General features: G+C 73.3%; 29 protein-coding genes. 13 read left to right on the plus strand and 16 right to left on the minus strand.

What is annotated here, in order from left to right; all coding sequences use genetic code 11:
* The first annotated feature begins 14 nt into the window (after positions 1-14).
* The gene (locus CXH06_RS09775) at positions 15-614 is read left to right on the plus strand and encodes a trans-aconitate 2-methyltransferase (RefSeq protein WP_114854992.1); all 600 of its coding nucleotides are present in this window, start codon (positions 15-17) and stop codon (positions 612-614) included.
* Here the strand turns inward: CXH06_RS09775 and CXH06_RS09780 are convergent.
* Complete coding sequence (locus CXH06_RS09780) at positions 586-1,650, minus strand: NAD(P)/FAD-dependent oxidoreductase (protein WP_114854993.1); 1,065 nt, start codon at positions 1,648-1,650, stop codon at positions 586-588. The two genes, CXH06_RS09775 and CXH06_RS09780, sit on opposite strands and share 29 nt — an antisense overlap.
* Before the next feature lie 95 nt (positions 1,651-1,745).
* On the opposite strand from CXH06_RS09780, the gene CXH06_RS09785 reads away from it, so the two are divergent.
* Together CXH06_RS09785 and CXH06_RS09790 are read left to right on the plus strand one after the other, a co-directional pair.
* Positions 1,746-2,435: a TetR/AcrR family transcriptional regulator gene (locus tag CXH06_RS09785; RefSeq protein WP_114854994.1), complete on the plus strand. Its 690-nt coding sequence runs from the start codon at positions 1,746-1,748 to the stop codon at positions 2,433-2,435.
* A 3-nt stretch (positions 2,436-2,438) separates the two neighbouring features.
* A complete protein-coding gene (locus tag CXH06_RS09790) occupies positions 2,439-3,722 on the plus strand; it encodes a glycosyltransferase (RefSeq protein WP_114854995.1) in 1,284 nt (427 codons plus the stop codon).
* 134 nt (positions 3,723-3,856) lie between these two features.
* Here the strand turns inward: CXH06_RS09790 and CXH06_RS09795 are convergent, their stop codons facing one another.
* The 8 genes from CXH06_RS09795 to CXH06_RS09830 form a co-directional block, all read right to left on the minus strand.
* Positions 3,857-5,425 (minus strand): HNH endonuclease, encoded by a 1,569-nt coding sequence (locus CXH06_RS09795; RefSeq protein WP_114854996.1) that lies wholly within the window; start codon positions 5,423-5,425, stop codon positions 3,857-3,859.
* A gap of 578 nt (positions 5,426-6,003) precedes the next feature.
* A complete protein-coding gene (locus tag CXH06_RS09800; RefSeq protein ID WP_114854997.1) occupies positions 6,004-6,420 on the minus strand; it encodes a VOC family protein in 417 nt (138 codons plus the stop codon).
* Positions 6,420-6,905, minus strand: a complete 486-nt coding sequence (locus tag CXH06_RS09805; RefSeq protein ID WP_114854998.1) for an SRPBCC family protein — start codon at positions 6,903-6,905, stop codon at positions 6,420-6,422. The genes CXH06_RS09800 and CXH06_RS09805 overlap by 1 nt, the downstream gene beginning before the upstream one ends.
* Positions 6,902-7,219, minus strand: coding sequence for a helix-turn-helix transcriptional regulator (locus CXH06_RS09810; protein ID WP_114854999.1), 318 nt, complete (start codon positions 7,217-7,219; stop codon positions 6,902-6,904). The genes CXH06_RS09805 and CXH06_RS09810 overlap by 4 nt, the downstream gene beginning before the upstream one ends.
* A gap of 69 nt (positions 7,220-7,288) precedes the next feature.
* A complete protein-coding gene (locus CXH06_RS09815; RefSeq protein WP_114855000.1) occupies positions 7,289-7,930 on the minus strand; it encodes a response regulator transcription factor in 642 nt (213 codons plus the stop codon).
* On the minus strand, positions 7,918-9,231 hold the full coding sequence (locus CXH06_RS09820) for a sensor domain-containing protein (protein WP_114855001.1): 1,314 nt from the start codon (positions 9,229-9,231) through the stop codon (positions 7,918-7,920). The genes CXH06_RS09815 and CXH06_RS09820 overlap by 13 nt, the downstream gene beginning before the upstream one ends.
* A 52-nt stretch (positions 9,232-9,283) precedes the next feature.
* Complete coding sequence (locus tag CXH06_RS09825) at positions 9,284-9,730, minus strand: SRPBCC family protein (RefSeq protein ID WP_198684055.1); 447 nt, start codon at positions 9,728-9,730, stop codon at positions 9,284-9,286.
* Between the two features lie 42 nt (positions 9,731-9,772).
* The gene (locus CXH06_RS09830) at positions 9,773-10,759 is read right to left on the minus strand and encodes an NAD(P)H-binding protein (protein WP_114855003.1); all 987 of its coding nucleotides are present in this window, start codon (positions 10,757-10,759) and stop codon (positions 9,773-9,775) included.
* 45 nt (positions 10,760-10,804) lie between these two features.
* Here CXH06_RS09830 and CXH06_RS09835 point away from each other — a divergent pair, with 45 nt between their 5' ends.
* Complete coding sequence (locus CXH06_RS09835; protein WP_232820297.1) at positions 10,805-11,590, plus strand: TetR/AcrR family transcriptional regulator; 786 nt, start codon at positions 10,805-10,807, stop codon at positions 11,588-11,590.
* A 12-nt stretch (positions 11,591-11,602) separates the two neighbouring features.
* Here the strand turns inward: CXH06_RS09835 and CXH06_RS09840 are convergent, their stop codons facing one another.
* On the minus strand, positions 11,603-11,935 hold the full coding sequence (locus CXH06_RS09840; RefSeq protein ID WP_114855005.1) for a hypothetical protein: 333 nt from the start codon (positions 11,933-11,935) through the stop codon (positions 11,603-11,605).
* Between the two features lie 108 nt (positions 11,936-12,043).
* Here CXH06_RS09840 and CXH06_RS09845 point away from each other — a divergent pair, with 108 nt between their 5' ends.
* A complete protein-coding gene (locus CXH06_RS09845; RefSeq protein WP_114855006.1) occupies positions 12,044-12,325 on the plus strand; it encodes an FmdB family zinc ribbon protein in 282 nt (93 codons plus the stop codon).
* Positions 12,326-12,374: 49 nt separating this feature from the next.
* Entirely contained in the window at positions 12,375-13,631 is a 1,257-nt protein-coding gene (fmdA, locus tag CXH06_RS09850; protein ID WP_114855007.1) for a formamidase, read from the plus strand.
* A 3-nt stretch (positions 13,632-13,634) separates the two neighbouring features.
* Here fmdA and CXH06_RS09855 read toward each other — a convergent pair whose 3' ends face one another.
* The 5 genes from CXH06_RS09855 to CXH06_RS09875 form a co-directional block, all read right to left on the minus strand.
* Positions 13,635-14,405, minus strand: a complete 771-nt coding sequence (locus CXH06_RS09855) for a phosphotransferase (protein ID WP_114855008.1) — start codon at positions 14,403-14,405, stop codon at positions 13,635-13,637.
* Positions 14,406-14,416: 11 nt separating this feature from the next.
* On the minus strand, positions 14,417-15,604 hold the full coding sequence (locus tag CXH06_RS09860; protein ID WP_114855009.1) for a thiolase family protein: 1,188 nt from the start codon (positions 15,602-15,604) through the stop codon (positions 14,417-14,419).
* Positions 15,605-15,614: 10 nt separating this feature from the next.
* On the minus strand, positions 15,615-16,262 hold the full coding sequence (locus CXH06_RS09865) for a CoA transferase subunit B (protein WP_114855010.1): 648 nt from the start codon (positions 16,260-16,262) through the stop codon (positions 15,615-15,617).
* 1 nt (position 16,263) lies between these two features.
* Positions 16,264-16,980 carry a CoA transferase subunit A gene (locus tag CXH06_RS09870; RefSeq protein WP_114855011.1) on the minus strand — a complete coding sequence of 239 codons (717 nt, stop codon included), beginning with the start codon at positions 16,978-16,980 and terminating at the stop codon, positions 16,264-16,266.
* 144 nt (positions 16,981-17,124) lie between these two features.
* Positions 17,125-18,264 (minus strand): CdaR family transcriptional regulator, encoded by a 1,140-nt coding sequence (locus CXH06_RS09875; protein WP_114855012.1) that lies wholly within the window; start codon positions 18,262-18,264, stop codon positions 17,125-17,127.
* Positions 18,265-18,467: 203 nt separating this feature from the next.
* Here CXH06_RS09875 and CXH06_RS09880 point away from each other — a divergent pair, with 203 nt between their 5' ends.
* From CXH06_RS09880 to CXH06_RS09910, 7 genes are read left to right on the plus strand one after another with little or no spacing between them, the layout of a single operon-like run.
* Positions 18,468-20,018, plus strand: coding sequence for an alkaline phosphatase (locus CXH06_RS09880; protein WP_114855013.1), 1,551 nt, complete (start codon positions 18,468-18,470; stop codon positions 20,016-20,018).
* Between the two features lie 31 nt (positions 20,019-20,049).
* Positions 20,050-20,895 (plus strand): polysaccharide lyase family protein, encoded by an 846-nt coding sequence (locus tag CXH06_RS09885; RefSeq protein ID WP_114855014.1) that lies wholly within the window; start codon positions 20,050-20,052, stop codon positions 20,893-20,895.
* Between the two features lie 36 nt (positions 20,896-20,931).
* Positions 20,932-21,477: an AAA family ATPase gene (locus CXH06_RS09890; RefSeq protein ID WP_114855015.1), complete on the plus strand. Its 546-nt coding sequence runs from the start codon at positions 20,932-20,934 to the stop codon at positions 21,475-21,477.
* An 18-nt stretch (positions 21,478-21,495) separates the two neighbouring features.
* Complete coding sequence (locus CXH06_RS09895; RefSeq protein ID WP_114855016.1) at positions 21,496-21,852, plus strand: hypothetical protein; 357 nt, start codon at positions 21,496-21,498, stop codon at positions 21,850-21,852.
* On the plus strand, positions 21,849-22,445 hold the full coding sequence (locus CXH06_RS09900) for a hypothetical protein (protein WP_114855017.1): 597 nt from the start codon (positions 21,849-21,851) through the stop codon (positions 22,443-22,445). Before CXH06_RS09895 ends, CXH06_RS09900 begins: the two co-directional genes overlap by 4 nt.
* Complete coding sequence (locus CXH06_RS09905) at positions 22,442-23,017, plus strand: histidine phosphatase family protein (RefSeq protein ID WP_114855018.1); 576 nt, start codon at positions 22,442-22,444, stop codon at positions 23,015-23,017. Before CXH06_RS09900 ends, CXH06_RS09905 begins: the two co-directional genes overlap by 4 nt.
* Positions 23,014-24,159, plus strand: a complete 1,146-nt coding sequence (locus tag CXH06_RS09910) for a PEP/pyruvate-binding domain-containing protein (RefSeq protein ID WP_114855019.1) — start codon at positions 23,014-23,016, stop codon at positions 24,157-24,159. Before CXH06_RS09905 ends, CXH06_RS09910 begins: the two co-directional genes overlap by 4 nt.
* Here the strand turns inward: CXH06_RS09910 and ilvD are convergent.
* Positions 24,122-25,831 (minus strand): dihydroxy-acid dehydratase, encoded by a 1,710-nt coding sequence (ilvD, locus tag CXH06_RS09915; protein ID WP_114855020.1) that lies wholly within the window; start codon positions 25,829-25,831, stop codon positions 24,122-24,124. The two genes, CXH06_RS09910 and ilvD, sit on opposite strands and share 38 nt — an antisense overlap.
* Positions 25,832-25,853 lie beyond the last annotated feature (22 nt).

Here is a 25,853-nt window from a genome sequence, read left to right on the forward strand (position 1 = left end):
AGAGCCTGAAACGCATGGACACGGCGGAGAAGGTTGATTGGGCGACGCTGAACGCGCACGCGGCGGGGCGTCCTGCCCGCCGCCTGGTCGCCAAGGCGATCGCAGCGGCCGGGGGCGACCGACGTCCGGGGGTGGTGCTGGACATCGGCGCAGGGGCCGGGGCGGATTCCCTGCAGTTCGCGCGGCGCGGTTGGACCGTGCACGCCTATGACAGCGATGACACCCTCGCGGCACGGCTCGTCGAGAACGAGCGGATGCCCGGAGCGGTGCATTTCCATCATGGCGACATCGCCGAGATCGAGCAGTTCCCTCCCGCGCAGATCGTCTATTCGACCTACACGCTGGGCCTGCTCGGTCCCCAGGCGCTCCCGGAGGTCTGGGCGAAGCTGGTCGATGCTCTGCCGCGCGGCGGCGTGATGGCGACCGACGTCTTCGGCACGAACGACTCCTGGGCCGCCCGCTCCGACGTCGCGACGCTCCCGCTCGAGGAGATCGACGCGATGTTCCGCGGCTTCCAGGTGATCGACCGGTCCGTGCGGGACGAGGACGGCCGCTTCCTGGCCGACAAGAAGCACTGGCACGTCATCACGACGCTCGCGCGGAAGCTGGGCTGAGAGTCCCGAGGCTCCGCAGCAGGCGATCGCGCGCCGAGGCTCCGCGCGCGGTCATGGCGAGGGACATCATCGCCGAGGAGGCCAGGCGCCAGCTCTGATCGGGGAGGGTGCGCACCAGCGCGTAGGAGCGCAGCGCGTGCCGCACCCGCTGCTCCGGGCCGCCGCCGGCCGCGCGGAGCGCCTCCGCGAGAGCGCCGACGTCCTGCAGCGCCGTGTTCGCGCCGTGCCCGAGGTTCGGCGCCATGGCATGGGCGGCGTCCCCGAGCAGCGCCACGTGCTCCTTGACGGGCACGACCGGCGGGACGGTGTGGATGCCGTGCACGAGGGTCTGCTCGGGGGTGGCGGCGGCGAGCACGGCATCGATCTCCGGGCGGCGCCCGCCCAGCACCTCGCGCAGATGCGCGAGGTCCCCGGCGACCGACCCTGTCCGGTGCTCCCCGATGCAGGCGAACCAGTTGGTCCCGCCGCCGGCCAGCGGCGTCATCCCGAACAGCCAGCCGCGACCCCAGGTCTCGGAGACATCCGGCGGGTCCAGCGGCGCGGTCCCGCGCAGCACGGTGACGCCGTGCGAGCGGGCTGCGGCGCGGGAGCCCCAGCCGGATCGCCGCACCAGGGAGTGCACGCCGTCCGCCCCGAGCAGGAGGTCCGCGCCCCGGCGCAGCGGTCGCACGTCGTCGACACGACGGCGGACCTGCTGCACCGAGCCCGGGACGGCGTCCTGGAGGTGGCGCACGAGGTCCGATCGGGCCGCCAGGAGCACGTCGCCGGCCGGGGCGGTGGCCAGGAGGGCGCCGTCCCCGGAGCGCAGACTCCCGGCGCGGGGAGCGGCGGAGCGGCGGCGCACCGCATCGAGCACGCCCAGGTCCTCGAGGACCCGCTGCGCCGAGCCGAACAGGCCGATCGAGGTCCCGACCGCGGGGATGTCGAAGCTCTCGTCGATGAGCTCGACATGGTGACCGTCCCGGGCAAGTGCGATCGCCGCCGCGAGACCGGACACACCGGCTCCCAGGATGCGGATGGTGAGGGTGGGATGCATGTCGTCTCCAGAGAAGCGGTCGCCAGGGGTGATGCCGAGCCTAGGGGTGCCGCCCTGCTTGCGCCACTGTGACAGAAGCTGTCATAGTGTCACGCATGATCGACAGCGATGCACGGCGCGACGCGCTCCTGGACGCCGGGGCCCGCCTGCTCCTCGAGCGGGGATACGACAAGACCTCCATGTCCGACGTCGCCGAGGCGGCCGACCTGAGCCGGACCATCGTCTATCGCCACTTCTCGTCGAAGGCGGATCTCGTCGATGCGCTCCTGGCCCGCACCCTCCGCCGGTATCTCGGCACATGGCGGCAGGCGCTGGCGGACGATCCGTCTCCGGGCACGGTCCCCAGCATCTATCGCGCCACCGTCCGGACGGTGGTGGCGGACCGGCTGCTCACCGCGGTCTACACGCGGGACGAGACGGTGTGGGGGCGCTATCTCCGGCGGGACGATCATCAGCTGCCCCGACTCGGGGGCGACAGCCCCACCCACTCCTTCCTGCTGGCAATGCGGCGGGCGGGCACCGTTCGCGACGGGGTGGACCTGGCGTCGGTCGCGGTCGTCATGGACTCGACCACGCCGGCGCTTCTCCGCCACCTCGCCCCGGTGCCGGGCGGCGACCAGGCGGAGCTGACCGAACTGCTCGGCACGGTGGCCGAGATGCTCGACCGGATGCTCACGCCGCCCGAACCCGACACGGACGCCGCTCTGCGGTCGATCGACGCCCTCCTGGCAGGCGTGACCGATCCCGCGGACGTCCGGGCCACCGATGCCGGGACAGGAGTCTGAGCCATGCGGATCACCATCTTCTCCATGGGGTCGCGCGGCGACGTCGAACCACTGCTCGCGCTCGCCTCCCGATTCCTCGCTGTCGGGCACCATCCGGTGGTGGTCAGCTCGCCCGACCATGCCGAGCTGGCCGCCCACTACGGCGTCGACTTCGCTCCGTTCGGACCTCCGCTCTCCTCTCTCATGAGCGAAGAGGTGATCGAGCTGGTCGAGTCGGGGGACATGATCAAGCTGATGCGCGTCACCGCGGCTCAGCGGAAGGAGGCGGTGCGCGCCGCCATCCCGGAGACCTGGCGGCTGGGGCGGGACAGCGATGCGGTGATCTTCAAGGGGCCGGCGGCGCTGTTCGGATACAGCATCGCGGAGAAGCTCCGCGTCCCGTGCGCCGAGGTCCAGTTCTTCCCGGTCACGCCGACGCATGCCTTCCCACCCTTCCTGCTCGGGGACGGGCAGCGCCGGAGCGGACTCGGCGACCGGATGCGCTGGTGGGCGGCCGAGCGGATCACCTGGCAGTTCATGCAGAGGGCGACCACGAACGCCCAGCGACGTACGGTGCTCGACATGCCACGGATCTCGCTGTCCGGCGTCCGGAGGCAGCAGGAGCGGGAGGGGATGCCGCTGTTCTACGCCTACAGCCCGCACGTCCTGCCCCGGCCGTCCGACTGGCCCGGCCGCATCCACGTCACGGGCTACTACCCGACGTCGGCTCCGCCGGAATGGAGTCCGCCCGACGGCCTGCGCGCCTTCGTCGAGGCCGGTGACCCGCCGGTGTCCTTCGGTCTCGGCAGCGTGCCGGTCGCCGGCAAGGCCCGGCTCGTCGAGGCGTTTCTCACCGCCCTCGAACGCACCGGCCGGCGAGGCATCCTGGTGAGCGGATGGACCGGACTGGGGCGCGATGTCGACCTTCCCGACCACGTCCACCGGGTCGAGAGCGTCCCGTACGAGTGGCTCTTCCCGCGCGTCGCCGCGGCCGTGCACCACGGCGGCGCCGGGACGACCGCGGCCGGTCTGCGGGCCGGCGTGCCGACCGTCGTCACACCGGTCTCGGGCGATCAGCCGAGCTGGGGACGACGCGTCGCGGAGCTCGGTGCGGGGCCCGACCCGATCCCGATCAAGCAGGTCGATGCCGACCGGCTCACCACGGCCATCGAGACGGCGACGACGGACGGTGCGATGAGCGATCGGGCGAGGGAGCTCGGTGCGCTCCTGCGTGCCGAGGACGGGGTCGGGCGCACCGTCGAGCTGTTCGAGCAGCATGTTCGACGCTGGCGGCCACCTGCGCGGTAGGGGAGCCCCAGGGCAACTCCGGCGGGTGCTCGTCGATCCGCCGTATGGTGCGTGACCTGCTGGGGTCTGTGGTCGGCGACGTCGGCCCGTCTCAAGATCGGAACGACGCCCGGGTGGAGGCATGCCCGGTCCGGTCAGGGTGGGTCGTTGCCGGGGGAGTCGTGGTGGCGGGTGGCGCGGGAGCGTCGGGATCGGTTCGTGAACAGGGGTGGGGTGGTGGAGGTGCCTCGGGCGCCGTGGGGGCTGGTCCAACGCCAGGCCGCCGGCGGAGTGGTGCTAGGCGGCGTCTCGTCACTGTTGGTGGTCGCCTCCGACGCCGGGTCTCCGGTGAGGGGTGCGAGGGTCCAGAGGCCGTGTTCTTTGAGGTAGTTGCAGCGGGCACACAGTCCCTGGCCGTTGGCGTAGCTGGTGGTCCCGCCGGCGTGGGCGGGGGTGGCGTGGTCGGTGTGGCGGATCCTGGCGTTGCACCACGGCGTCCGGCAGGTCTCGTCCCGCCACCGGATCATCCGCGCCAACCCGGTCGTGAACGCACGAGCGCGGGATTCCATCGCGACCAGCTGCCCACTGGACGGACAGGAGTACAGACGGCGGAACACCGCCGAGACCTCCCGATCCGGATGAGCCTCCCCACGACGAGGGAGGTGGCCGGGCGGGCGCCCCAGCAGGGTGTCGCTGACGATATGGGCGGGCAGCGCTCCGTACCCCTCGAGCTTCGCGCACTGGCCGTCGTCGCGATCGAGGAGAGCGGTGTCGGTAATGACGATCCCGACATCCAGCCCCGGCCCCGCACTGTGCTGATCGTCCGTGCCGGTCAGGACTGCGTCGACGAGCGCATCGGCCTCCAGCGCGGGCACGGAGTCCTTCGCTCCCGCGGCCCGGGCCGCTTCGGCGCGGGTGTGGAGGGTCTTCATCATGGCGGTGGCCTCGATCGCGCGCAGCACCGCCGACACCCGCGCCATCCCATCCGCCAGCGGCGTCATGGTCACGTGGCGGGCGCGGGCGGCCCGCTCAGCCCTCGCGCGGGAGGTGCCGGGCTCGAGCTGCTGGATCAGCTGCTGGATGTCCGAGCGCAGGCGTCCGCGGCTCTTGCCGTGCAGCGCCTCGGGGTGCTCGCCGATCATCCGGTCGATCTCCCCGCACGTCTCCGGCGACGCCGCGTCGAGTGACCGGGCCACGGTCTGGGCCTGCAGGGTCGTGACGGCCCCGGTCTGGAGGGCGTCGAGCAGCTCCGGCATCGAGCGGACCATCCGCCGCGCCGCGGCCAGGGAGAACGACGAGGCGGCCGGAGAGATACGGCGGGCCAGGGCGATCTCCTGCGCCGCGCCCTTCCCCTGCGACCGGGCCGGCACGCCGGCCTCGCGGTCGGTGTGGTGGATCCGCTGCTGGGTCGCGACCTGCCAGCGGGCATCCAAAGCGCTCAGCGCGGCGCTGAGGTGGTCGATCCCCGCCACCACCGCCAGGCCCTCCGCGGGACTGTCCGGCGCGGTATCCGGCAACGGGTCACGCACCGAGCTGGTGGTGGTGAAGGCCGTGACCACCGCTGCCGTCACCTCTGCCAGCAGCAGCCGTGCCGAATCGCTGGCCTCCACCCCGGCCAGGCGCTCCGCGACCGCCGTGAGAGCGTCCTGCCGCGCGCCACCACCGGGACGGGGCGCGTCCCCGTCACCGGTGTGGCTGCTGTGCGCAGAACGGAACTCATCCATACCCACCACCCTACGAACACCCCCGACAATCGAACAGAGTGGTGGCGATTCTGTGGATAACCAGGGGGTGTGGAGGAACGGTCACGGGGGGCGCCTCGACCGCGACGATGTTCCGTGCAGGCCGTGCTGAGAGCGCCGCAGGTGACGGTGGGCGATCCGTACGTGGGACGAGGCGGAGGCGGGATCGTCCTCGTCGGTGCAGTGCATGGGCGCGGCGAGGTCCGCCCCGTGGAGATCAGTACGCGAGCGGATGCGAAGCATCGCCCACACCGGAGCACGTGTCCGCGCGAGGCCTCTCTGTCGGTGAGGAAGGAGCGAGTTGCTGCGGATCTCTCCGCTCAGCCCTTCCGGCCACCCTGGCAGGATATTCGTGATCGATAGTCCGTGGTGAGGTCTCGGTGAGAACGTCGCGAGGAATGCGCCGAACAGAGATATCGAGACCTGCCCGGCACGGGACGGCAGCGGAGTCCGCCGGCCGCGGTGCGGCCCACGGCCCGGCCGAGCTTCGTGAACAGCATAAATCCTGCGAGATGGTTGGAACGCTCGATAGAGGCTGTCTCGAGATGCGGATCCGGCGATCAGCTCCCCGCGCCGTCGGCTCCGCCCGCGGCGGCCTCGGCGAGAGCCCGGGCACCGTCCCACAAGGTCAGGCAGAACGGGTGTCCGGCGGGGTCGGCGAAGACCAGGCAGTGCTCGGCGTTGGGCTGGGCCGCGAACCTCGTCGCCCCCGCCGCGAGGACGCGCTCCTCGGCACCCGCGAGGTCCTGCACCAGGAGGTCGAGGTGGATGTGCATCGGCGGATTCCCCGTCGGCCACTGCGGAGGCCGGAAGTCCGCGACCTGCTGCACGTCGATCTCACCGGCGGAGCTGGTGACGACGGCGAACCGGGAATCGCCCCGAACCGTGCCGCGGAGGATCTCGGCGTAGAAGCGCGCCAGGGTGAGGGCGTCCGGCGCGTTCAGCGTCACGCTGCCCAGGGTGATCGGGGCCGTCATCACTCCACGTCCCGGCGCTGGTACTCGGGTATCAGGACGGTCCATCGCTCGCGCCAGACGGACGCTCCGCCCACGAGCGATCGGGCGAGGTCCTCGAGGTGGGCCTGCCAGCCTGCTCCGTGCGCGGGCAGGTCATCGAGAGGGAGGCCGCGCTCCTCGACCACCAGCAGGGTCTGCTCGTCCTGCGTGCGGAGCCATGCCTCGACCCGTGTCTCCGCCTCGGTCCCGGGGTCCAGCGTGAGCGCGAGGTGGCGGGGCGGCTCGCACACGTCGATCCTGCCGGAGCCGGCCCAGCCGCTGACCCAGGAGGCCCGGAACTCCCCGCCGGGCCGGAGGTCTCCTGTGACCTCGCCGATCCATCGCGCGAGCCGCTCGGGCCTCGTGCAGGCGGACCACAGGTCCTCGACATCGGTGTCGTAGACGTCCTCGACCCGGACGGCGCCGCGGGTGTCGTCGAGCTGTCGCATGCTGCTGAGGATGCTCATCTCCGTGCCTTCTTCCCTCGGGTGATCTCGGTGTGGAGAGCGTCGAGCCGGTGCTCCCAGTGGGCGCGATAGGTCTCGAGCCACTCGTCGACCTCGACCAGGGGCTCGGGGCGCAGGCGGTAGATCCGCCGCTGGGCGTCCTGCTCGACCTCGACCAGTCCGGCCTCGCGCAGCACCCGCAGGTGGCGGGAGACGCCGGGGCGAGCGATCGGGAGCGCGCCGGCCAGCTCACCGGCGGTCGCCGGCCGCTCACGGAGGATCTCGAGCACCGTGCGCCGGTTTCCGTCGGCCAGGGCCTGCATCACCGCGTCCATGACAGCAACGTACCCGTATGGTTACGTAACCGCAAGGGTACGCAATAGGGCATGCCGTCGTCCCGGGGCTCAGCGCCCCAGCAGGGTCAGCACCGCGGTCACCCGGCGGTGCACGCTCGCGTCCTCGGTGAGACCGAGCTTCGCGAACAGCCGCTGGGTGTGCTTCTCGACGGCGCCGCCGCTGATGGTGAGCCTCTCCGCGATGCCGGCGTTGGTCAGTCCCTCGCCCATCAGCTCGAGCACGTCGCGCTCGCGCGGGGTGAGGTCGTCCAGCGGCGTGCGTCGACGGGAGGCGAGCACCTGTCCCACGACGTCCGGGTCGATCGCGACACCACCGGCGGCCACCCGCTCGATGGACTCGAGGAAGGCGCGGATGTCGAAGATGCGGTCCTTGAGCAGGTAGCCCGTGGCCTGCGCGCCGGACTCGATGAGCTCGGTCGCGTAGCCGACCGCCACGTACTGGCTCAGCAGCAGGATCGGCGCCTCCGGCCAGGTGTGGCGGATCTCCTGGGCGGCGCGCAGGCCCTCGTCGGTATGGCCGGGTGGCATCCGGATGTCGGAGACGATCAGGTCCGGTCGCAGGTCGAGGGCCCGCACCACCAGTTCGGTGCCGGTCGCGGCGGTGCCGACCACCTCGTGGTCGTTCTCCTCCAGCAGCAGCCGCAGCCCTTCGCGGAGCAGCGCGGAGTCATCGGCGATCAGGACGCGCACGGGATCACCGCCTCCACCCGGGTGCCCTCGCCGGCGGGGGAGCGGACCTCGAACCGTCCCTCGAGGGAGGCGACGCGTCCGGCCAGTCCGGCCAGGCCGCCGCCGGTGCTCAGCGCGGCGCCGCCGCGGCCGTCGTCCTCGATCCTCACCCGTGCATCATCCCCGATCCGGGCGACCTCCACCTGGACCTGCGCGGCGCCGGAGTGCTTCGCCGCGTTGGTCAGCGCCTCGGAGACCACGTAGTAGATCCCGATCTCGACATGCTCGGGCAGGTCGAGATCCGGGCACGAGACGGTGGTCCGCAGCGGAGAGGTCGCGGCCAGCTCGGCGAGGGCGGCGGCCAGGCCGCGGTCCACGAGGACCGGTGGGGCGATGCCGCGCGAGAGGCGGCGCAGATCATCGAGTGCCTGGGAGAGCTGGACCCGCGCCTCCGCCAGCACCGCCTGTGCCCGCTCGGGGTCCTTGGCGGAGAGCGCCTCGGCACGGGCGAGGTCCATCGACGTGCGGACCAGCCGCTGCTGCGGTCCGTCGTGCAGGTCCCGTTCGAGGCGGCGCAGTCCGACGGACTCCGCGGTCCGCCCCGCGGCGCGCGACCTCTCGGCCCGGACCAGACGCTGCTGCTCCTCGTAGCGCGAGCTCAGCAGGCCGCGAGCCAGGCCCTGGTGCAGGGCGGTCAGGCCCCTCACCACCGGGCCGAGGGTGAGGAGGAAGACGAGCCCGCCGGCGGCGACCAGCAGCAGGTCGACGGCGAAGGCGGGGGCCGCGGGCACGCCCAGCAGGTCGGCGAGACCGCCGACCTCCGCGCCCGGCAGCACCTCGCGCAGGATGAGCATGGCCGCGGGTCCGCCGACGGTGGCCAGCGCCATCGCCGTCCACGTGAGCGCCAGCGGCCACGTGATCAGCACGAGCACGAAGTTCAGCACGATCCACAGCGCATCCAGCCAGCGCTGCGGGTCGGTGAGCGGGGTGACCAGGCGGCGCAGCCACCCGGCACCCGCGGGCGGAGCCTTCGGCGCGGGCTCGGGGAGGTCGGTGCCCAGGAGCGAGGACTGGACCGCCCGCTCGGCCAGCGCGGCGCCGCGCGCCACCAGGAGCCCGGCGATCAGGATCGGCAGTCCGATCCAGAGGACCACGGTGCTCGCGCCAGCGGCCAGCAGCGCGATGACCAGGCTGAACCCGATCGCGCCGAGAACGGACGCGGTGAGGCCGTAGGCGAGGAAGCGGCCGATCCGCGACGCCCATCGGCCGATGGAACGGCGTGGAGCGCCTTCGACGGCGACAGGTGCGGTCATCGTGGTCATGCCTCCACTGTTCCGTTCGCGCGCCGCTCCTCCCATCCGGTCACCCGGCGGGTCAGCGTCGGGCTGGCCCGACGTCCCCGCCGTCCTCCTCGCACAGCCGCTTCAGCGCGGCGAGATCCGCGCTCACGGCGGCGGCGTCCTCCGCGAACTCCTCCTCGCTCATGACGCCGCGCCGCAGCGTGAACACCACTTCGCAGCGCTGCTCGTCCAGCGGCAGCACCCGCAGCGGGTTCAGGACGGACTCCCCGGAGGGGAGCGTCACCGTATGGTCCGCGACGCCGTACTCGTTGTCCGGGACGAAGCTGACGAGCACCCGACCCATGGGGGAGGGCATCGACCACTGCGTGACCTCTCGGCGCACCTCGCCGCCGGCGAGCCCGGCCGCCCAGCGTGGCAGGGAGCGCGGGTCGCTGACGATCGCGTACACCGTGCGCCAGGGGCGCTCGATGACCACGTCGAGATGGCGGGAGGCTCCCGTGCGCATGTCGTGTTCGCTCATGCCGGGCACGCTAGCAGGGACCCCCGACGTCACGGCACGCGCTCAGGGCGCGACCGTCGTGGCCGTTGTGGAGCCCTCCGTGCCGGCGCGCGCCCGGGCGGCATCGACTGCCTCCGCGGTGACCCGCACCGACTCCTCCCAGGGCGTCGGGGCGAGGCCCTCCTGGGTGGAGAGGACCCCGGGGCGCAGCACGCACGGCCGGTACCAGAGGTCGCCGATGCCGTGCAGCTCCCGCGCGAGGGTGCTCACCGGGGCGAGGAGGCGCAGCGCGAGCCGTGGGATCCGCAGCGGACGGCGCTCGCGGATGCCGCGCAGGGCGCTCGCGGCGGCGATCAGCTCCGACTGCGAGCGGGCGGGGGCCGAGGGGGCGTGCAGCACGGCGTCCCCGTCCGGAGCGAGGTGCTCGGCGCGGCGCGCGGCGTGCAGCATCGCGACGGCCAGGTCCGGGATCGAGGTCAGGGAGTGCGGAGCCGCGGGGTCGCCGATGGCGATCGGCCGGGACCCCGCGCCGAGCCGCTCGAGGATCATCGTGCACACCACGGCGGCGCCCGTGCCCACGGCGGAGGGGCCGATGAGGTCGGCGGCGACCAGGCTCAGCGTGCGCGCGCGGTGATCGCGGCGCTGCGCGAGCAGGGTGGTGCGCACCGCCCCCTTGGGATCCCGCGGGGTGGGCTCCGCCCCCTCGACGAGATCGGCGGCCTCCCCCTGGAATCCGTACATCGACTCCGGGAACACCACGGGGATCCCGCGGTCGGCGGCGGCGTCGAGCACGGCGAGCTCGCGCGGAGGCAGGTCACGGGCCCAGAGCCGCGCGTCGTAGGGCGCGTGGAAGCAGGCCTGGACGGCATCGGCACCGGTGATCGCCTCGGCGAGCGCCGCGGGGTCCAGCACGTCCCCGCTGACCCGGCGGATCCCGGGGGAGGACGGCACGGAGGTGCGGCGCAGCACCGTCACCTCGTCGCCGTCCGCGAGGGCGCGCTCGATGATCGCGCGACCGATCTGTCCTTCTCCGATGACGAGGTGATGCATGAGGACCTCCTTGATGTGAGCACTGCTCTCGGTTGATGGAAAACAGTGAACACCGCTCTCGCTCCGGAGTCAAGAGCACTGCTCTCGGTATGGCAGGATGCCGCCATGGAGGACGAGGAGATGCCGAGGAGCAGGCCGACCACCCCGCGGGCACGCGCCCGCGAGCGCACCATGGCGCGGATCGTGGAGCTCGGCAACGCCCAGCTGCTCGAGCACGGTGCCTCCGAGCTCAGCCTGCGCCAGGTCGCCCGTGACCTGGGCAAGGTCTCTTCCGCGATCTACCGGTACGTGGCCAGCCGTGACGAGCTGCTCACCCTGCTCATCGTCGACGCCTACGTCGACCTCGCGGAGTCGGTCGACCGCGCGCTCGAGCAGGCGGGGCCCGCGCCGCGCGAACGCTTCCTGGTGCTCGCCGCCGCCATGCGGCGCTGGGCGCTCGCGCACCCCGAGCGCTGGACCCTGCTCTACGGCACGCCGGTGCGCGGCTACGAGGCGCCGGCGGAGTCCACCACCCGGGACGGGATCCGCGTGGCCGTGCGGGTGCTCGAGATCGCGGTCGACGCCGACGCGCCGCGGGAGGGCGTCGCGCCGGCGCCCCCCGCGACAGCGCTCCCGGAGGGGGTCTCGGCCCTCGTCGAGGAGCTCCTCGACGAGCTGGACCTCGCCCTGGATCCCGCCGTCGCGGTGCGCGCCGTCACGGCCTGGAGCGCGCTGATCGGCGTGATCAGCGCCCACGTGTTCGGGCAGCTCGGGGACGATGCCGTCGCGCTCGGGGACCATCTGCTCGCGGTGCAGTGCCGCCATCTGGCGGATCTCATCGTGCCGGCCTGATCCGGGGCCGGGTCAGGGGCGGCGTCGTGCCGACGGCGGGGCGGCCGGCAGGGCGTCGAGCGCTGCCCGCGCCACCGCGGGCAGCGACGGAGGCTCGCGCAGCCGGGCGCCGTCGGCCTCCGGGACCGCCACCACCCACCGCACGGCGCCGCGGCGCCGCATCCGGCCGATCTCGATGCTGCCGCCTCGCGCCAGCGGGATCACCAGTGCTCCGCTGGGCCCCGTGACCAGCTGGCCGGCCAGGTCGGGGCGATGCTCCAGCAGCAAAGCACGGAGCTGATCGCGCTCGGTCCGGGCGGTGCTGCCCGGGGAGCGGAGTGCGGTGCTCGATCGTGAAGGGGTCATGCCGGGAGGCTAGGAGTGGGGTCGGACACGCGAGGGCACGCCTGGTGCTCTCCGCGCCGGGCACCTAGAGTGGACGCACCGTATGAGCTGCGTCACTCGGAGGCCTGTATGCCGCTGTACGAATTCCGCTGTGCGAACGCCCACCGGCACGAGCTGCTGCTGCCGATGTCCGCCACGGAGCGCAGCGCCGACTGCCCCCACTGCGGGGCTCCCGCGGCCCGGCTGATCAGCGCGCCGGCTCTGGGCCGCCTCGGCTCCGAGCGCGCCCGGCTGATCGAGAGCACCGCCGCGAGCGCCCACGCCCCGGCCGTCGTGGACCGCGTGCCCGGCGCCCGCTCCGCGCCCCGTCCCGCGCCGGACCCGCGCCACGCGCGACTGCCGCGCCCCTGAGCCCCTGGCCCCGCCGGGACTCGGCGGGACCGCTGTGGAAGGAGAGACCATGCCCACCACCGTCTTCCCGCTGGATTCCGCCAGGCCCTTCACCGAGCAGGAGCTCCTGGGGCACAACCGCTGGCACCCGGACATCCCGCCCGTGGCGAGCGTCCGCCCCGGGGACACCTTCCGGGTCGACTGCCGCGAATGGTTCGACGGCTACATCCGCGACGACGACTCCGCCGAGGACATCGCCACCGCCCCGCTGAACACCGTCCACGCCCTGTCCGGCCCCTTCCGGATCGAGGGAGCCCGTCCCGGGGACCTGCTCGTGGTGGACCTGCTCGACGTCGGCCCGATCCCGCAGGAGGACGAGGGGCCGCTGGCCGGTCAGGGCTGGGGCTACACCGGCATCTTCGCCCGGCGCAACGGCGGCAGCTTCCTCACCGACCAGTTCCCCGATGCCTACAAGGCCATCTGGGACTTCCGCGGCGACCGCGCCACCTCCCGTCATGTCCCGGGCGTGGAGTTCACCGGCATGATCCACCCGGGGCTCATGGGCACGGCCCCCTCCCCGGAGCTGCTGCGGCGATGGAACGACCGCGAGGCGGCGCTCATCGCGACCGATCCGCAGCGCGTGCCGGCCCTCGCCCTGCCGCCGGAGCCGGACGGTGCCATCCTCGGCGGCGTCCCGGAGGGTGATCGCGACCGCGTGGCAGGGGAGGCGGCCCGCACCGCGCCGCCGCGGGAGAACGGGGGCAACCAGGACATCAAGAACCTCACCAAGGGCACCCGGATCTTCTACCCCGTGTTCGTCGACGGCGCGAACTTCTCCGTGGGAGACCTCCACTTCTCCCAGGGCGACGGCGAGATCACCTTCTGCGGCGGCATCGAGATGGGGGGATTCCTGGACCTCCACGTCGACGTCATCCCCGGCGGCATGGAGAAGTACGGCGTCAGCGAGAACGCGATCTTCATGCCCGGGGACACCGCGCCCCAGCACAGCCGGTGGCTGTCCTTCTCCGGCACCTCGGTCACGCTCGACGGCGAGCAGCGCTACCTCGACTCCCATCTCGCCTATCAGCGGGCCTGCCTGCACGCGATCGACTACCTGTCGACCTTCGGCTGGTCGACGGAGCAGGCCTACCTGCTGCTGGGCGCCGCGCCGATCGAGGGCCGCTTCTCCGGGGTGGTGGACATCCCCAACGCCTGCGCGACGGTGTATCTGCCGCTGGACATCTTCGAGATCGACATCCGTCCGGGCGTCGGCGAGGTGCCGAGGATCGATCCGGGGATCGGAGCGCCCCGGGCGAGCATCAGCTGAGATCTACGCGCGCAGCGCCGAGGTCCACAGCGCCTCGTGCTCCGCGACGTACGCGCCGACGCGGCGCCAGTGCTCGCCGTGCCCCTGGACGTGCATCGTCCCCCAGGGCTCGCGGCCGGCGGCGTGCGCGGAGCGCAGCAGCTCGAGCATCGCCGCGGTCCGCTCGGCCATCGCGCGAGGGAGCTGTGCGCGCAGGCCGGGATCCGCCCCGTAGCCCTCGATCAGGGCGGTGAGATCCGCTGCGGCGGCGCGCGGCTCCCGCGAGGCGTCGTTGAGCGTGAAGGCCTGGGCGGAGTAGGCGAGGTCCCAGAGCAGGGTGCTGGGTCCCGCGCCGTCCCAGTCGATGAACACCCAGCGCTCGCCGAGGATCAGGTTCCACGGGGTGAGGTCGCCGTGGCAGATCAGCTCCGCCGCGCCGCCGGGCGCCGGCAGCAGCGGCTCCCAGGGAGCGGGGGCCGACGGGACGAAGCCCGCGCTCGCCTCGTGGAAAGCGCGGAGCATCCCTCCCACGCGGATCAAGTCCTCGCGGGTCAGGGGAGGGGAGTGCAGGGCGAGCTCACCGGGCACGTGCTCGAGGATCTGCCGCCCCCGGTCGTCGCGGCCGAGCACCGCGGGAACCTCCACGCCGGCGGCCGCCACGTGGGCCATGAACTCGTGCACGGCCGGGGTGGTCGGCTCCCACGGCTTGCGCACCGTGTCCCCGATGCGCACCACGCCGGCGGTCGCATTGCCGCCGTCCAGGGTGTGCTCGGCGGCGTCCTCGCGATTGTCCATGCCGCAGGAGACTACAGCGCCCGCCACAGGCTGGCCACGGCCTGCCCGCCGCCGATGCACATCGTGGCCAGACCCAGCTCACGGCCGGTCACCCGGAGGTTCTCGAGGGTGCGGGCGCTGATGATGGTGCCGGTGGCGCCGATCGGGTGGCCCCAGGCGATCGCGCCGCCGAGCGGGTTGACGAGCGCCGGGTCGAGGTCGAGATCGCGGACGATCGGCACCACCTGCGCGGCGAAGGCCTCGTTGAGCTCGATCCATCCGAGGTCCGAGGTCGTCAGCCCGTTGCGGGTCACGATCCTCTCGATCGCGGGCTTCGGTGCGTAGCCCATGACCGTCGGGTCGATCCCCACCTTGGTGACGTCGACCAGCTCGGCGAGCGGGGTCAGGCCGCGCTGCTTCGCGATCGAGGCCCGGGTGAGGACCATCGCGGCGCCGGCGTCGTTGATGCCGGAGGCATTGCCGGCGGTGACGGTGCCGCCCTCGCGCCGGAACACGGTCCTCATCGCGGCGAGCTTCTCCGGGGTGACCTCCCGCGGGTGCTCGTCGGTGTCGACCACCGTGTCGCCGCGTCGGCCGCTGATCGTCACCGGCGTGATCTCCGCGGCGACGGCACCGCTCGCCAGGGCGGCCTGGGCGCGGCGCTGGGACTCCAGCGCGTAGGCGTCCTGCTCCTCGCGCGTCACCCCGTACTGCTCGGCGACGTTCTCCGCGGTCACCCCCATCGGCACCTCGTCGAAGGGGTCGGTGATCAGGGCGGAGGTGCCGTCCACCAGGGTCCGGTCGCCGAGGGTCCAGCCGCTGCGGGCGGAGTAGTCCAGGAAGGGCTGGGCGGACATGTTCTCGGTGCCGCCGGCGACCACGATGTCGGACTCGCCGATGATCAGCTCGGCAGCGGCGAGAGCGATCGCCTGCATGCCGGATCCGCACAGCCGGTTCACGGTCAGCGCGGTCGAGGAGGTCGTGCCACCTGCTGCGAGCGCGACGCGGCGGGAGATGTAGGCGTCGCGGCCGGTGCTTCCCACGCAGCCGATGATCCACTCCTCCACCTCCTCGGCGGCGACGCCGGCGCGCTCGAGGGCGGCCTCGGCGGCGGTCGCGCCCAGGACATGGGCGGGGACGCCGGCGAGCGACTTCCCGAAGGATCCGACGGGGGTGCGGGCGTGCCCGAGGACGACGACCGGGTCTTCGGTGGTGCGCATGGGGGCCCTCTCAGGAGGTGGGGGTCAGGGCGAGCGTGACGTCGGGCTCGGTGAGGGCGCGGACCTCGTCCACGGTGACGCCGGGAGCGAGCTGGGTGAGGACCAGGCCGTCGCGGGTGACGTCGAGGACGGCCAGCTCGGTGATGATCCGGTCGACCACGCCCACGCCGGTCAGCGGCAGAGAGCACTCGTGGACGATCTTCGCGGAGCCGTCCTTGGCGGCGTGCTGCATCATCACCACCACGCGGCGGGCGCCGGCGACGAGGTCCATCGCCCCGCCCATGCCTTTGACGAGTTTGCCGGGGATCTGCCAGTTGGCGATGTCACCGGTGGCGGTGACCTGCATGGCGCCGAGGATCGCGGTGGCCATCGTGCCGCCGCGGATCATCGCGAAGGAGGTCGCGGAATCGAAGATCGTCGCGCCCGGGAGCAGGGTGATGGTCTGCTTGCCGGCATTGATGAGGTCCGGGTCCTCGTCGCCGTCGTACGGCCACGGGCCCATGCCCATCACCCCGTTCTCGCTCTGCAGGGTGATGTTCACGCCCGCGGGGAGGGTGTTGGCCACCAGCGTCGGCATGCCGATGCCGAGGTTCACGTAGTCGCCGTCGTGCAGCTCGGCGGCGGCGATGGCCGCCATCTCGTCGCGGGTCCAGGCCATGTCAGGCCACCTCCTGCATCTCGGGGCGGGGACGGACGGTGCGCTGCTCGATGTCCTTCGGGGCGGAGGCCTGCATCAGATGGTGCACGAACGCGCCGGGGGTGTGGACGTCGTCGGGGGCGATCTGCCCGGGCTCGACGAGGTGCTCCGCCTCGGCGAAGGTCGTCCTCCCGCACATCGCCGCGACCGGGTTGAAGTTGCGAGCGGTCAGCCGATAGCGGAGGTTCCCGGACAGGTCCGCGGTGTGCGCATGGACCAGGGCGAGGTCGGCGGTGATGGCGCGCTCGAGCACGTAGGACCGGCCGTCGAACTCGGCGGTCGGCTTCCCCTCGGCGATCGGCGTGCCGTAGCCGGTGGGGGTGTAGAAGGCGGGGATGCCGCTGCCGCCGGCGCGCATCCGTTCGGCGAGGGTGCCCTGGGGGACGAACTCCACGTCGAGCAGGCCGTCGATGTACTGCTGCATGAACAGCTTGTTCTCCCCGACGTAGCTGGCGAGGACCGTGGAGATCTGTCCGTTCTCCAGCAGCAGGCCGAGCCCCTTGCCGTCGACCCCGAGGTTGTTCGAGGCGATCGTCAGGTCCCGGACGCCGCTGTCGCGGACGATGGTGATGAGATCGGTGGGGATCCCGCACAGCCCGAAACCGCCGACCGCGATGGTCATGCCGTCCCGCAGGACGTCCGTGAGCTGGGCTGCTGCGTCATCAGAGACTTTCGACATCGCTGTCCCTCCTGGTAGCGCGACGGGTCGGTGTCGAGCCTAGGCAGGCGGCGGGTGGGGAGCCAGGGAGGATTCGACAGCCTTCCTCCGGGCTGTGTTGTCCGGTTCTACAACGGGCTGTTGTCGGGCTGCACGGAGGGCGAGCTATGCCTCGTGCGCGTCGGGGTGGCCGAGCTCGATCGCGCAGCGTGCGCCGTGCAGGTCGTCGGGGTCGGAGAGATCGGTCCCGGTGAGCTCCTGGAACCGGCGCAGTCGGTAGCGGACGGTGTTGGGGTGGACGACGAGGGCTGCGGCGGCGCGGGGGATCGACTGCCCGGTCTCCGCCCAGGCCCGCACGGCGGCGAGGAGCTCGTCGCCGAAGTCGCCCTGTGACGCGAGGGGTGTCAGGAAGCGTTCGGCGTCGTGCCGCCAGACGTCGGGTCGGGAGGCGGCGGCCAGGCGCCAGCCCAGGGTCTCGAGCGACTGGACGCCGCTGCGGCCCAGCCGGCGCGCGAGGTGCAGGGCGTCGGTGGCGGTGCGGTCGGAGACGGGGAGCTGGGCCGGGGTCCCGAAGGGTCCGCGGCCGGCGGGGGCGCCGGGGTCCGTGGGTGTCGTGGAGACGGCCCCGAAGCAGGTCCGGCCGTCGGTGACGATGATCGCCGGTGCTCCGGGCAGCGATCCGGTGTCCGCGAGTCGGCGGCGCATCTGCTCGGGGTGGGCGCCCGGTGGCACTTCGCAGCGCAGCGCGGCGTAGAGGACGCCGGGGACGAGAGCGGGAGCGCCGGTTCCCTGTGGGGCCTGTCCGGCCAGGAGGGCGCCGACGGCGGTGACGCGACGCTGCGCGTCGCGCACGGCGGCCTCGAGCTCGAGGTCGTGGTACTCGGTGATGATGCGGGTGGTGAAGGAGTCGGCGACGCCCCACATGATCCGGACCCCGGCCACGGACTCCTCGGCCGGCAGCCTCCGTGAGATGGCGAGGTCGACGAAGCGCTCGTGGATGAGGGCGATGGAGATGCGGAAGCCCCGCACGATCTCCTCGACCGGCACCTTCGCTGCGAAGCGCTCGCGGGCGGTCTGTGCGGCCTCGGTGAGCTCGGGCGGTTCCGGGACGCGGGACTCGCGCAGGGCGGTCAGCGCCGTGCGCAGGTTCCGGCCCACGGCCTCGCCGAGATCCGCCTCGTCCACGTGTGCGTAGGAGGAGAGCTGACCGTGGATCCGCGCACAGGTGAGGTCCACCAGCTCCTCGTGGGCGCGGCCCAGCGCGTCGAGGACCTCGCGCAGGACGGGATCGGTCGCATCGGACACGGGCGGAACCTCCAGGACGGGCGAAAGGTCCAGTGAACACTGCTCGGCGCGGACGTGCCTGCCGGGTCCGCCGTCCCGACCGTGTCCCGGCGCCGCGGGACCGGTCTTCCGACGTTCGTCGCGGGGCGGCCCCCCGCCGTTCACATCCGGGTCACCGCCGCGCCCTACCGTGCACGGAACCCTCGACCCGACCAGGAGCCCCCATGTCGACCACGGCCCCGCCCGCCCCTCTCAGCCGCCGCCGGCTGCTCCAGCTCGGCGGTGCCTCCGCCACCGCGATCGCGCTGGGGATCGATGCACCCGCCGCACAGGCCGAGCCGCTGCCGCACCGCGAGGGCCTGTTCTCGCTGGGGGTCGCGAGCGGGGCGCCGCGCCCGGACGGCGCCGTGCTGTGGACCCGACTGGCCCCCGAGCCGCTCGCGGAGGACGGCCACGCGGACATGCCGCTGCGCCCGGTGAGCGTGCGCTGGGAGGTGGCCACCGACGAGGAGTTCGGGCAGATCGCGGCGCGCGGGACGGCCCTCGCCCAGCCCGAGCTCGCCCACGCTGTGCACCCCCGGGTGGAGGGCCTCGATCCCGCCACCGCCCACTTCTACCGCTTCCGCGTGGGCCCGCAGACCAGCCCCGTCGGCCGCTTCCGCACCCTGCCCGCCGAGGGCACCGCGCCGGACGCGTTCTCGATCGGCGTCGTCTCCTGCCAGGCCTGGTACCACGGCCACTTCACCGCCCACCGCCACCTCGCCGCCGAGGAGGAGCTGGACCTGGTGGTCTTCGTGGGCGACTACATCTACGAGTACGGCATCACCTCCGCGAACCTCAGGCGGCAGGGCGCCGAGGTGGGACCGGCGCACGAGGTCGAGACCGAGACGCTCGAGCAGTACCGGCTGCGGTACTCGCTGTTCAAGTCCGACCCGCACCTGCAGGCCCTGCACGCCCGGGTCCCCGCGGTCGCGGTGTGGGACGACCACGAGGTCCAGAACGACTACGCGGGGGAGACCTCCAGCACCGGGATCAGCGCGGAGATGTTCGTGCACCGCATCGCGGTCGCCTATCGCGCCTTCTACGAGAACATGCCGCTGGACCTCACCGCGCTGCCCGAGGGACCGGATGCGGACATCACCGCAGGCTTCGACGTGGGCTCCCTGGCCCGCATCTCCCTGCTGGACACCCGCCAGTTCCGCGACCCCGCCCCCGCCACCGAGGAGGAGCAGCAGGCGCAGGAGCGCACCATGCTCGGCGCGGAGCAGGAGCGGTGGATCGCCGAGCGGCTCACGGACTCCCCGGCCACCTGGAACGTCATGGCGCACGGCGTGGTGCTGGTGCCGATCACCGAGGATCGGGTGGACATGTGGGACGGCTACCCCGCCGCCCGGCGCCGGATGCTCGCAGCGATGGCCGAGGCGGACAATCCCGTGATGCTCACCGGCGACATCCACCGGCACGTCGCCGCGGAGATCCCCTCCGACCCCGCGGATCCGGGCTCGGACCCGCTGGGCGTGGAGCTGGTGTGCACCTCGGTCGCCTCCGACGGCGACGGCGCCCCGACCGACGGCTACACCGAGGACTGGGTGCAGCACGACTACGTGAAGCTCTACGACGGCCGACGCGGCTACCTGCACGTGCGGCTCAGCGCGGAGGAGATGGTCTCCAGCTTCTGGGTGGTCGACTGGATCGAGGCCGACGACACCGCGCCCAAGCAGCTCCGGGCCCGCTTCACCACCCCGGCGGGCGATCCCCGCCTGATCCCGGCCTGAGCCCCTCGACCCCGGACCCCAAGGACCTGCCATGAGCCCCCGCCCTGCCGTCGTCACCGGCCTCGCCGCCGAGCCCGCCCTCGCCACGATCACCCTGACCTGGGACTCCCTCGGATTCGATCCGTTGATCGACCACTACCGGATCTACGCCGTGGAGGGCGAGGCCGCGCCCGCCCGGCCCGAGGAGTCCTCCCTGCTGGCGAAGACCGTCTATCCGCGTCTCGTGCACGACGGTCTCGCCCCCGCGGGAGAGACCTGGTCCTACCGGATCCTCGCCGTCTCCGACGGCGGCACGCGCGGTGAGCCCTCCGCCCCGATCACCGCCGCCTCGCAGCCCTCGGTCACCGCGACCGGCGTCCCCGTCGCCACGATCGGGGAGTTCGACGGCCGCACCCTCGAGCACCGTTTCGCCCCCAGCTCCTACTCGCGCATCCCCGAGGAGCATCCCGAGGCGCTGATCGAGTACCGCGACGGCGCCGACGAGCCCGGCACCGCCTGGCCGTACCTGCTGCCCGGGCCGGGCGACGCCTGGGCGGGCCGGACGGCCTACCGCGCCCGGTGGAGCCTCACCCTCGAGGCCGCCCCGGCCGATGACCACGACCTCGCCGTGTGGCTCGTGGACACCACCCGTCTGGGCGGCATCCTGCGGATCAGCGCGAACGGCGAGCACGTCACCGACCTCGAGCTCCCGGCAGGGGCGACCCGCGGCTCCCGGGAGGGCGACGCGACGGTGCCCGGCTCCACCCTGCGACGCTGCTTCTTCGAGCCCGCGATCCCGGCCGGACTGCTGCAGGCGGGGGAGAACACGATCGAGCTCGAGCTCGCCGAGGGCGGCTGGGCGGCGTGGGACGCGGTGGGCCTGTACGCGCGGGGGTGAGCGTCGGGCACCGGGGCCCTCGCTAGGCTGACCGGCATGGCGCCCACCCTCCTGCTGCTCAACGGCGCTCCCGGCAGCGGCAAGTCCACCCTCGCCGCGCGGCTCGCCGCCCAGCGGCCCCTCGCCCTGGCCCTGGACATCGACGTGATCAAGCATGCCCTCGGCGACTGGGATCGGGACCTGCAGGCCTCGGGCCTCCAGGCGCGGCGCCTCGCGATCGCGATGGCGCGCCGGCATCTGGTCGACGGGCATGACGTCGTGATCGGCCAGTACCTCGCCCGCACCGCCTTCCTCGAGGAGCTCGAGGCCCTGGCGGGGGAGTGCGGGGCGCGGTTCGTCGAGGCGGCGCTCGTGCTCGACCCGTCGGCCCTCGCCCGCCGGCTGACCGCGCGGCGGCGGGCGCCGGAACGGCCGGAGCAGGCGGCCAACGACCGCTTCGTCGGCCCCGAGGACGCCGTGGCGCTGGCGGCGTCGATCGAGGAGGTGCTGACCCGTCGGCCCCGCGCGCACCGCATCGACGCCGACGGCACCGTCGACGACTGCCTCCTCCGTATCAACACGGCGTTGACAACGTGGTGTTGAGGCGCCAGGCTGTGTCCTATGAGCGATCCTGAGAGGGCCCGAGACCACCTCCGCGCCGCCGGCGCGGACGAGCTGCCCACCGCGCCCTGGCGGCACCCGGCCCAGGCCCCCGAGGACCAGACCCTGCTGCGCTTCGCGCTGTGGCGGGCGAACCGGGATCCCGGCGCCGCCTCGGCCGAGGACCTGCGGGCCGCGCTGCGCCTGATCGAGACCGCCCGCGCGGATCTCGACACCCTCGAGTCGGCTCTGCTGCTCACCGCCCGCGCCGAGGGCCTGACCTGGGCGCAGATCGCGGAGGACCTCTCCCTGCGCTCCCCGCAGGCCGCGCAGCAGCGCACCCAGCGCCTCGCGCAGCGACCGGCGGCGCGGTCATGAGATCCGATGCCGAGCTGCTCACCCTCCAGGCCCTGCGCCTGGCCGGCTACGCCGACGAGGAGGGCGTGGCGGACCGTGCCCTGCTGCGCGCGGCGGACCTGCGCGCCGTGCTCGCCGCCGCCCGGGACGCCGGCCACGTGGAGTCGATGAGCGTCGGGGGATCCTCCGGCTGGCTGCCCACCGAGCACGGGCTCGAGCACCTGCGCGGCCTGCTCGCGGCCGAGGCGGACCGGGACGGGGGACGCCCCGTGCTCGACACCGCCGCCGCGCGGTTCGAGGAGATCAACGGTCCCTTCGTCGAGACCGTCTCCCGGTGGCAGCTGCGCTCCACCGCGGCCGGCTCCGCCGAGGACGCGCCCGAGGAGCTGCTCGCCCCGCTCGGCGAGCACGGGGCGGCGCTGCGGAGCGTGCTCGCGGACCTGGTGGCGATCCGTCCCCGCTTCGGCCGCTACCCGGCCCAGTACGACCTCGCCCTGCGCCGTGCCCGCACCGAGGGGCTGGGCTGGGTCACGGGCGTCGGGATCCTCTCCTGCCACGTGGTCTGGGCGGAGCTGCATCAGGACCTGCTCTCGAGCCGAGGGTGTTCACGATGACCCGGCGCACCCTCTACGTCGCCCGGCACGGTGAGGCCGATGCCTGGGGAGTGCTCACCGAACGCGGGCGGGAGCAGTCACGGCGGCTCGGCCGGCGTCTCGCCGCGCTGCCGATCGACGTGGTGTGGCATTCTCCGCTCCCGCGCGCCGCCGACTCCGCGGCGGAGATCGCGGGCACGTGGCCGGGGGTCCTCGTCGACGAGGCGCCCGAGCTCGTTGACCACGTCCCCCAGGTCCCCGATCTCGACCGTCTCTCCCCGGTCCGTCGGGCGTTCTTCGACGGTGTCGGGGCGGCGGAGATCGCGGAGGGCGGGCAGCGGGCCGCGCAGCTGCTGGCCCGGTTCGCCGTCCCGAACCCTCCCGGTGCGCGGGCGAGCCACGAGGTGCTCGTGACCCACGCGTACCAGGTGGCGTGGCTGGTGCGCGCCGCGCTCGGCGCCCCGCCCGAACGCTGGATGTCCCTCGCGGAGATCGACAGCACCGGTCTGACGATCCTCGAGCTCGAGCGGGACGAGCCGCCGCGGATCCGGTGTCTCAACGAGCTCTCCCACCTGGCGGGGGTCGCGGGATGAGGATCCGGAGCCTGTCCGCGGCCCGCGCCGAGGACGGCGGCAAGGCCGCGACCCTGGGGCGGCTGCTGCGGGCCGGGTTCCCCGTCCCCGACGGCGTCGTGGTGCCGGCGGCCCGCTTCCGCCGCCATCTGGCGGGCCGAGGACTCGACCCCGCCCGCCAGACGCCCGAGGTGCTGCGCCGGGAGATCCTGCGCGGCCCGCTCGCGGCGGAGCTGCTGGTCGAGCTGGACGCCGTGCTCGGGCCGGGAGAGCACGCCGTGCGCTCCTCGGCCACCACGGAGGACGGGGCGGGTGCCTCGGCCGCCGGTCAGCACGAGAGCATCCTCCCGGTGCACGGCACCGAGGCCGTGGGGGCGGCGATCCTGCGCTGCTGGGCCTCGCTGTACTCGGACCGCGCCGTCGCCTATCGCGCCGGGGGCCCGTCGGAGATGGCCGTGCTGATCCAGCACCATCTCGACGCCGAGGTCTCCGGAGTGCTGTTCACCGGGGAGGAGCGGATCCTCGAGGCCGCCCCCGGACCGGGGGAGCGGCTCGTGGGCGGGCAGGTCAACCCGGAGTCCTGGCGGATCGACGCCCGCGGGATCCGCGCGTCGCGTGCGGCGGGGACGCCGTGCCTGTCCCGGGAGCGGGTGCGGGAGATCGACGCCCTCGGCCGACGGGTCGAGAGCCTCCTCGGCGCCCCGGTCGATGTCGAGTGGGTGCTCGCCGGCGGGGCGGTCCACCTCGTCCAGGCGCGTCCGATCACCGCCGCGGTGCCGGCGCCGGTTCTCCCCAGGGGATCCGAGCCGGGCGTCCTGCGGGGCACCCCGGGCAGCGGCGGCACCGCGACGGGGAGGGTGCGGCGTCTGCGCGGCCCGCAGGACTTCCGGGCCGTCCAGGCCGGTGACGTGCTGGTGTGCCGGGCGACCGACCCGGCGTGGACACCGCTGTTCGCCCTCGCCGGCGCCGTGGTGACGTGCACCGGTGGAGCGCTCTCGCACGCCGCGATCGTCGCGCGGGAGGTGGGGATCCCGGCCGTGCTCGCCGTGCCCGGCGCCTGGGAGGAGCTGCGCGACGGCGAGATCGTCGCCGTCGACGGGAGCGCGGGGGAGGTGCGCGCGGGGCTCAGCCCCCGAGGATCGCGCCGCGTGACGCGGACCTGACCAGCTGCACGTACTTGGCCAGCACGCCCTTGGTGACCGTCGGCGGCAGCGGCTCCCAGCCCTCCCGGCGCGCGGCCAGCTCCTCCTCGTCCACCAGCAGATCCAGCGCGCCCGATCCCACGTCCAGCCGGATCCGGTCCCCGTCGCGAACGAACGCGATGGGCCCGGCGTCCACCGCCTCCGGAGCGATGTGGCCGACGCACAGCCCGGTGGTGCCGCCGGAGAAGCGTCCGTCGGTCATCAGCAGCACGTCCTTGCCGAGCCCCGCGCCTTTGATCGCGCCGGTGATGGCGAGCATCTCGCGCATGCCGGGCCCGCCCTTGGGGCCCTCGTAGCGGATGACCACCACGTCGCCGTGGGTGATGGTGCCGTCGTTCAGGGCGTCCAGCGCCTGCTGCTCCCGCTCGAAGACCCGGGCGGTGCCCTCGAAGACCTCGGCCTCGAAGCCTGCGGACTTCACGACCGCGCCCTCCGGGGCGAGCGTGCCGTGGAGGATCGTGATGCCGCCGGTGGGGGCGAGGGGCGCGGAGGCGGGGCGCAGCACCGTGCCGTCGGCCGGGCGCGGGGCGAGGACCTCGAGGTTCTCCCCGATCGTGCGGCCGGTGACGGTGAGGCAGTCGCCGTCCAGCAGCCCCTCGTCCAGCAGCGTCTTCATGACCACCTGGATCCCGCCCACGTGGTCGACGTCGTTCATGACGTAGCGGCCGTAGGGCTTGAGATCGGCGAGATGGGGGACCGTCGCGCCGATCCGGGCGAAGTCCTCGAGCGTGAGGTCGACATCGGCCTCATGGGCGATGGCCAGCAGGTGGAGGACCGCGTTGGTGGAGCCGCCGAAGGCCTGCACCACCGCGATCGCGTTCTCGAAGGCGGCCTTGGTCATGATGTCGCCGGAGGTGATGCCCGCGCGGAGCATCCCCACCACCGCCTCGCCGGCGCGGCGGGCGTCGGCATCGCGGCGGCGGTCGGCCGAGGGCGGCGTCGCCGAGCCGGGGATCGACATGCCGATCGCCTCGGCGACCGTGGCCATGGTGTTCGCGGTGTAGAACCCGCCGCAGGCGCCCTCTCCCGGGCAGATCGAGCGCTCGATGCGGCCCACGTCCTCGCGGCTCATCCGCCCGCGGGCGCAGGCGCCGACGGCCTCGAAGCCGTCGATGATCGTCACGTCCTTCTCGGTGCCGTCGGTGAGGGTGACCCGGCCGGGCATGATCGTCCCGGCGTAGACGAACACGCTGGCCAGGTCCAGGCGCGCGGCAGCCATGAGCATCCCGGGCAGGGACTTGTCGCAGCCGGCCAGCAGCACCGAGCCGTCCAGGCGCTCGGCCTGCATGACGGTCTCGACGGAGTCGGCGATGAGGTCGCGGGAGACCAGCGAGTAGTGCATGCCCTCGTGGCCCATCGAGATGCCGTCGGAGACGGAGATGGTGCCGAACTGCAGGGGATAGCCGCCGCCGGCGTGCACGCCCTCCTTCGCGGCGCGGGCGAGCCGGTCCAGGGACAGGTTGCAGGGGGTGATCTCGTTCCAGGAGCTGGCGATGCCGATCTGCGGCTTGTCCCAGTCCTCGTCGCCCATCCCCACGGCGCGGAGCATGCCGCGCGAGGTGGTCGCCGCCAGCCCGTCGGTGACCTGTCGGCTGCGGGGCTTGATATCCGGTGCGGCATCGTCGGCGCTCATGGACCGAGCCTAGGACCCGCGC

Source organism: Brachybacterium sp. YJGR34, assembly GCF_003347015.1.
GTDB lineage: Bacteria > Actinomycetota > Actinomycetes > Actinomycetales > Dermabacteraceae > Brachybacterium.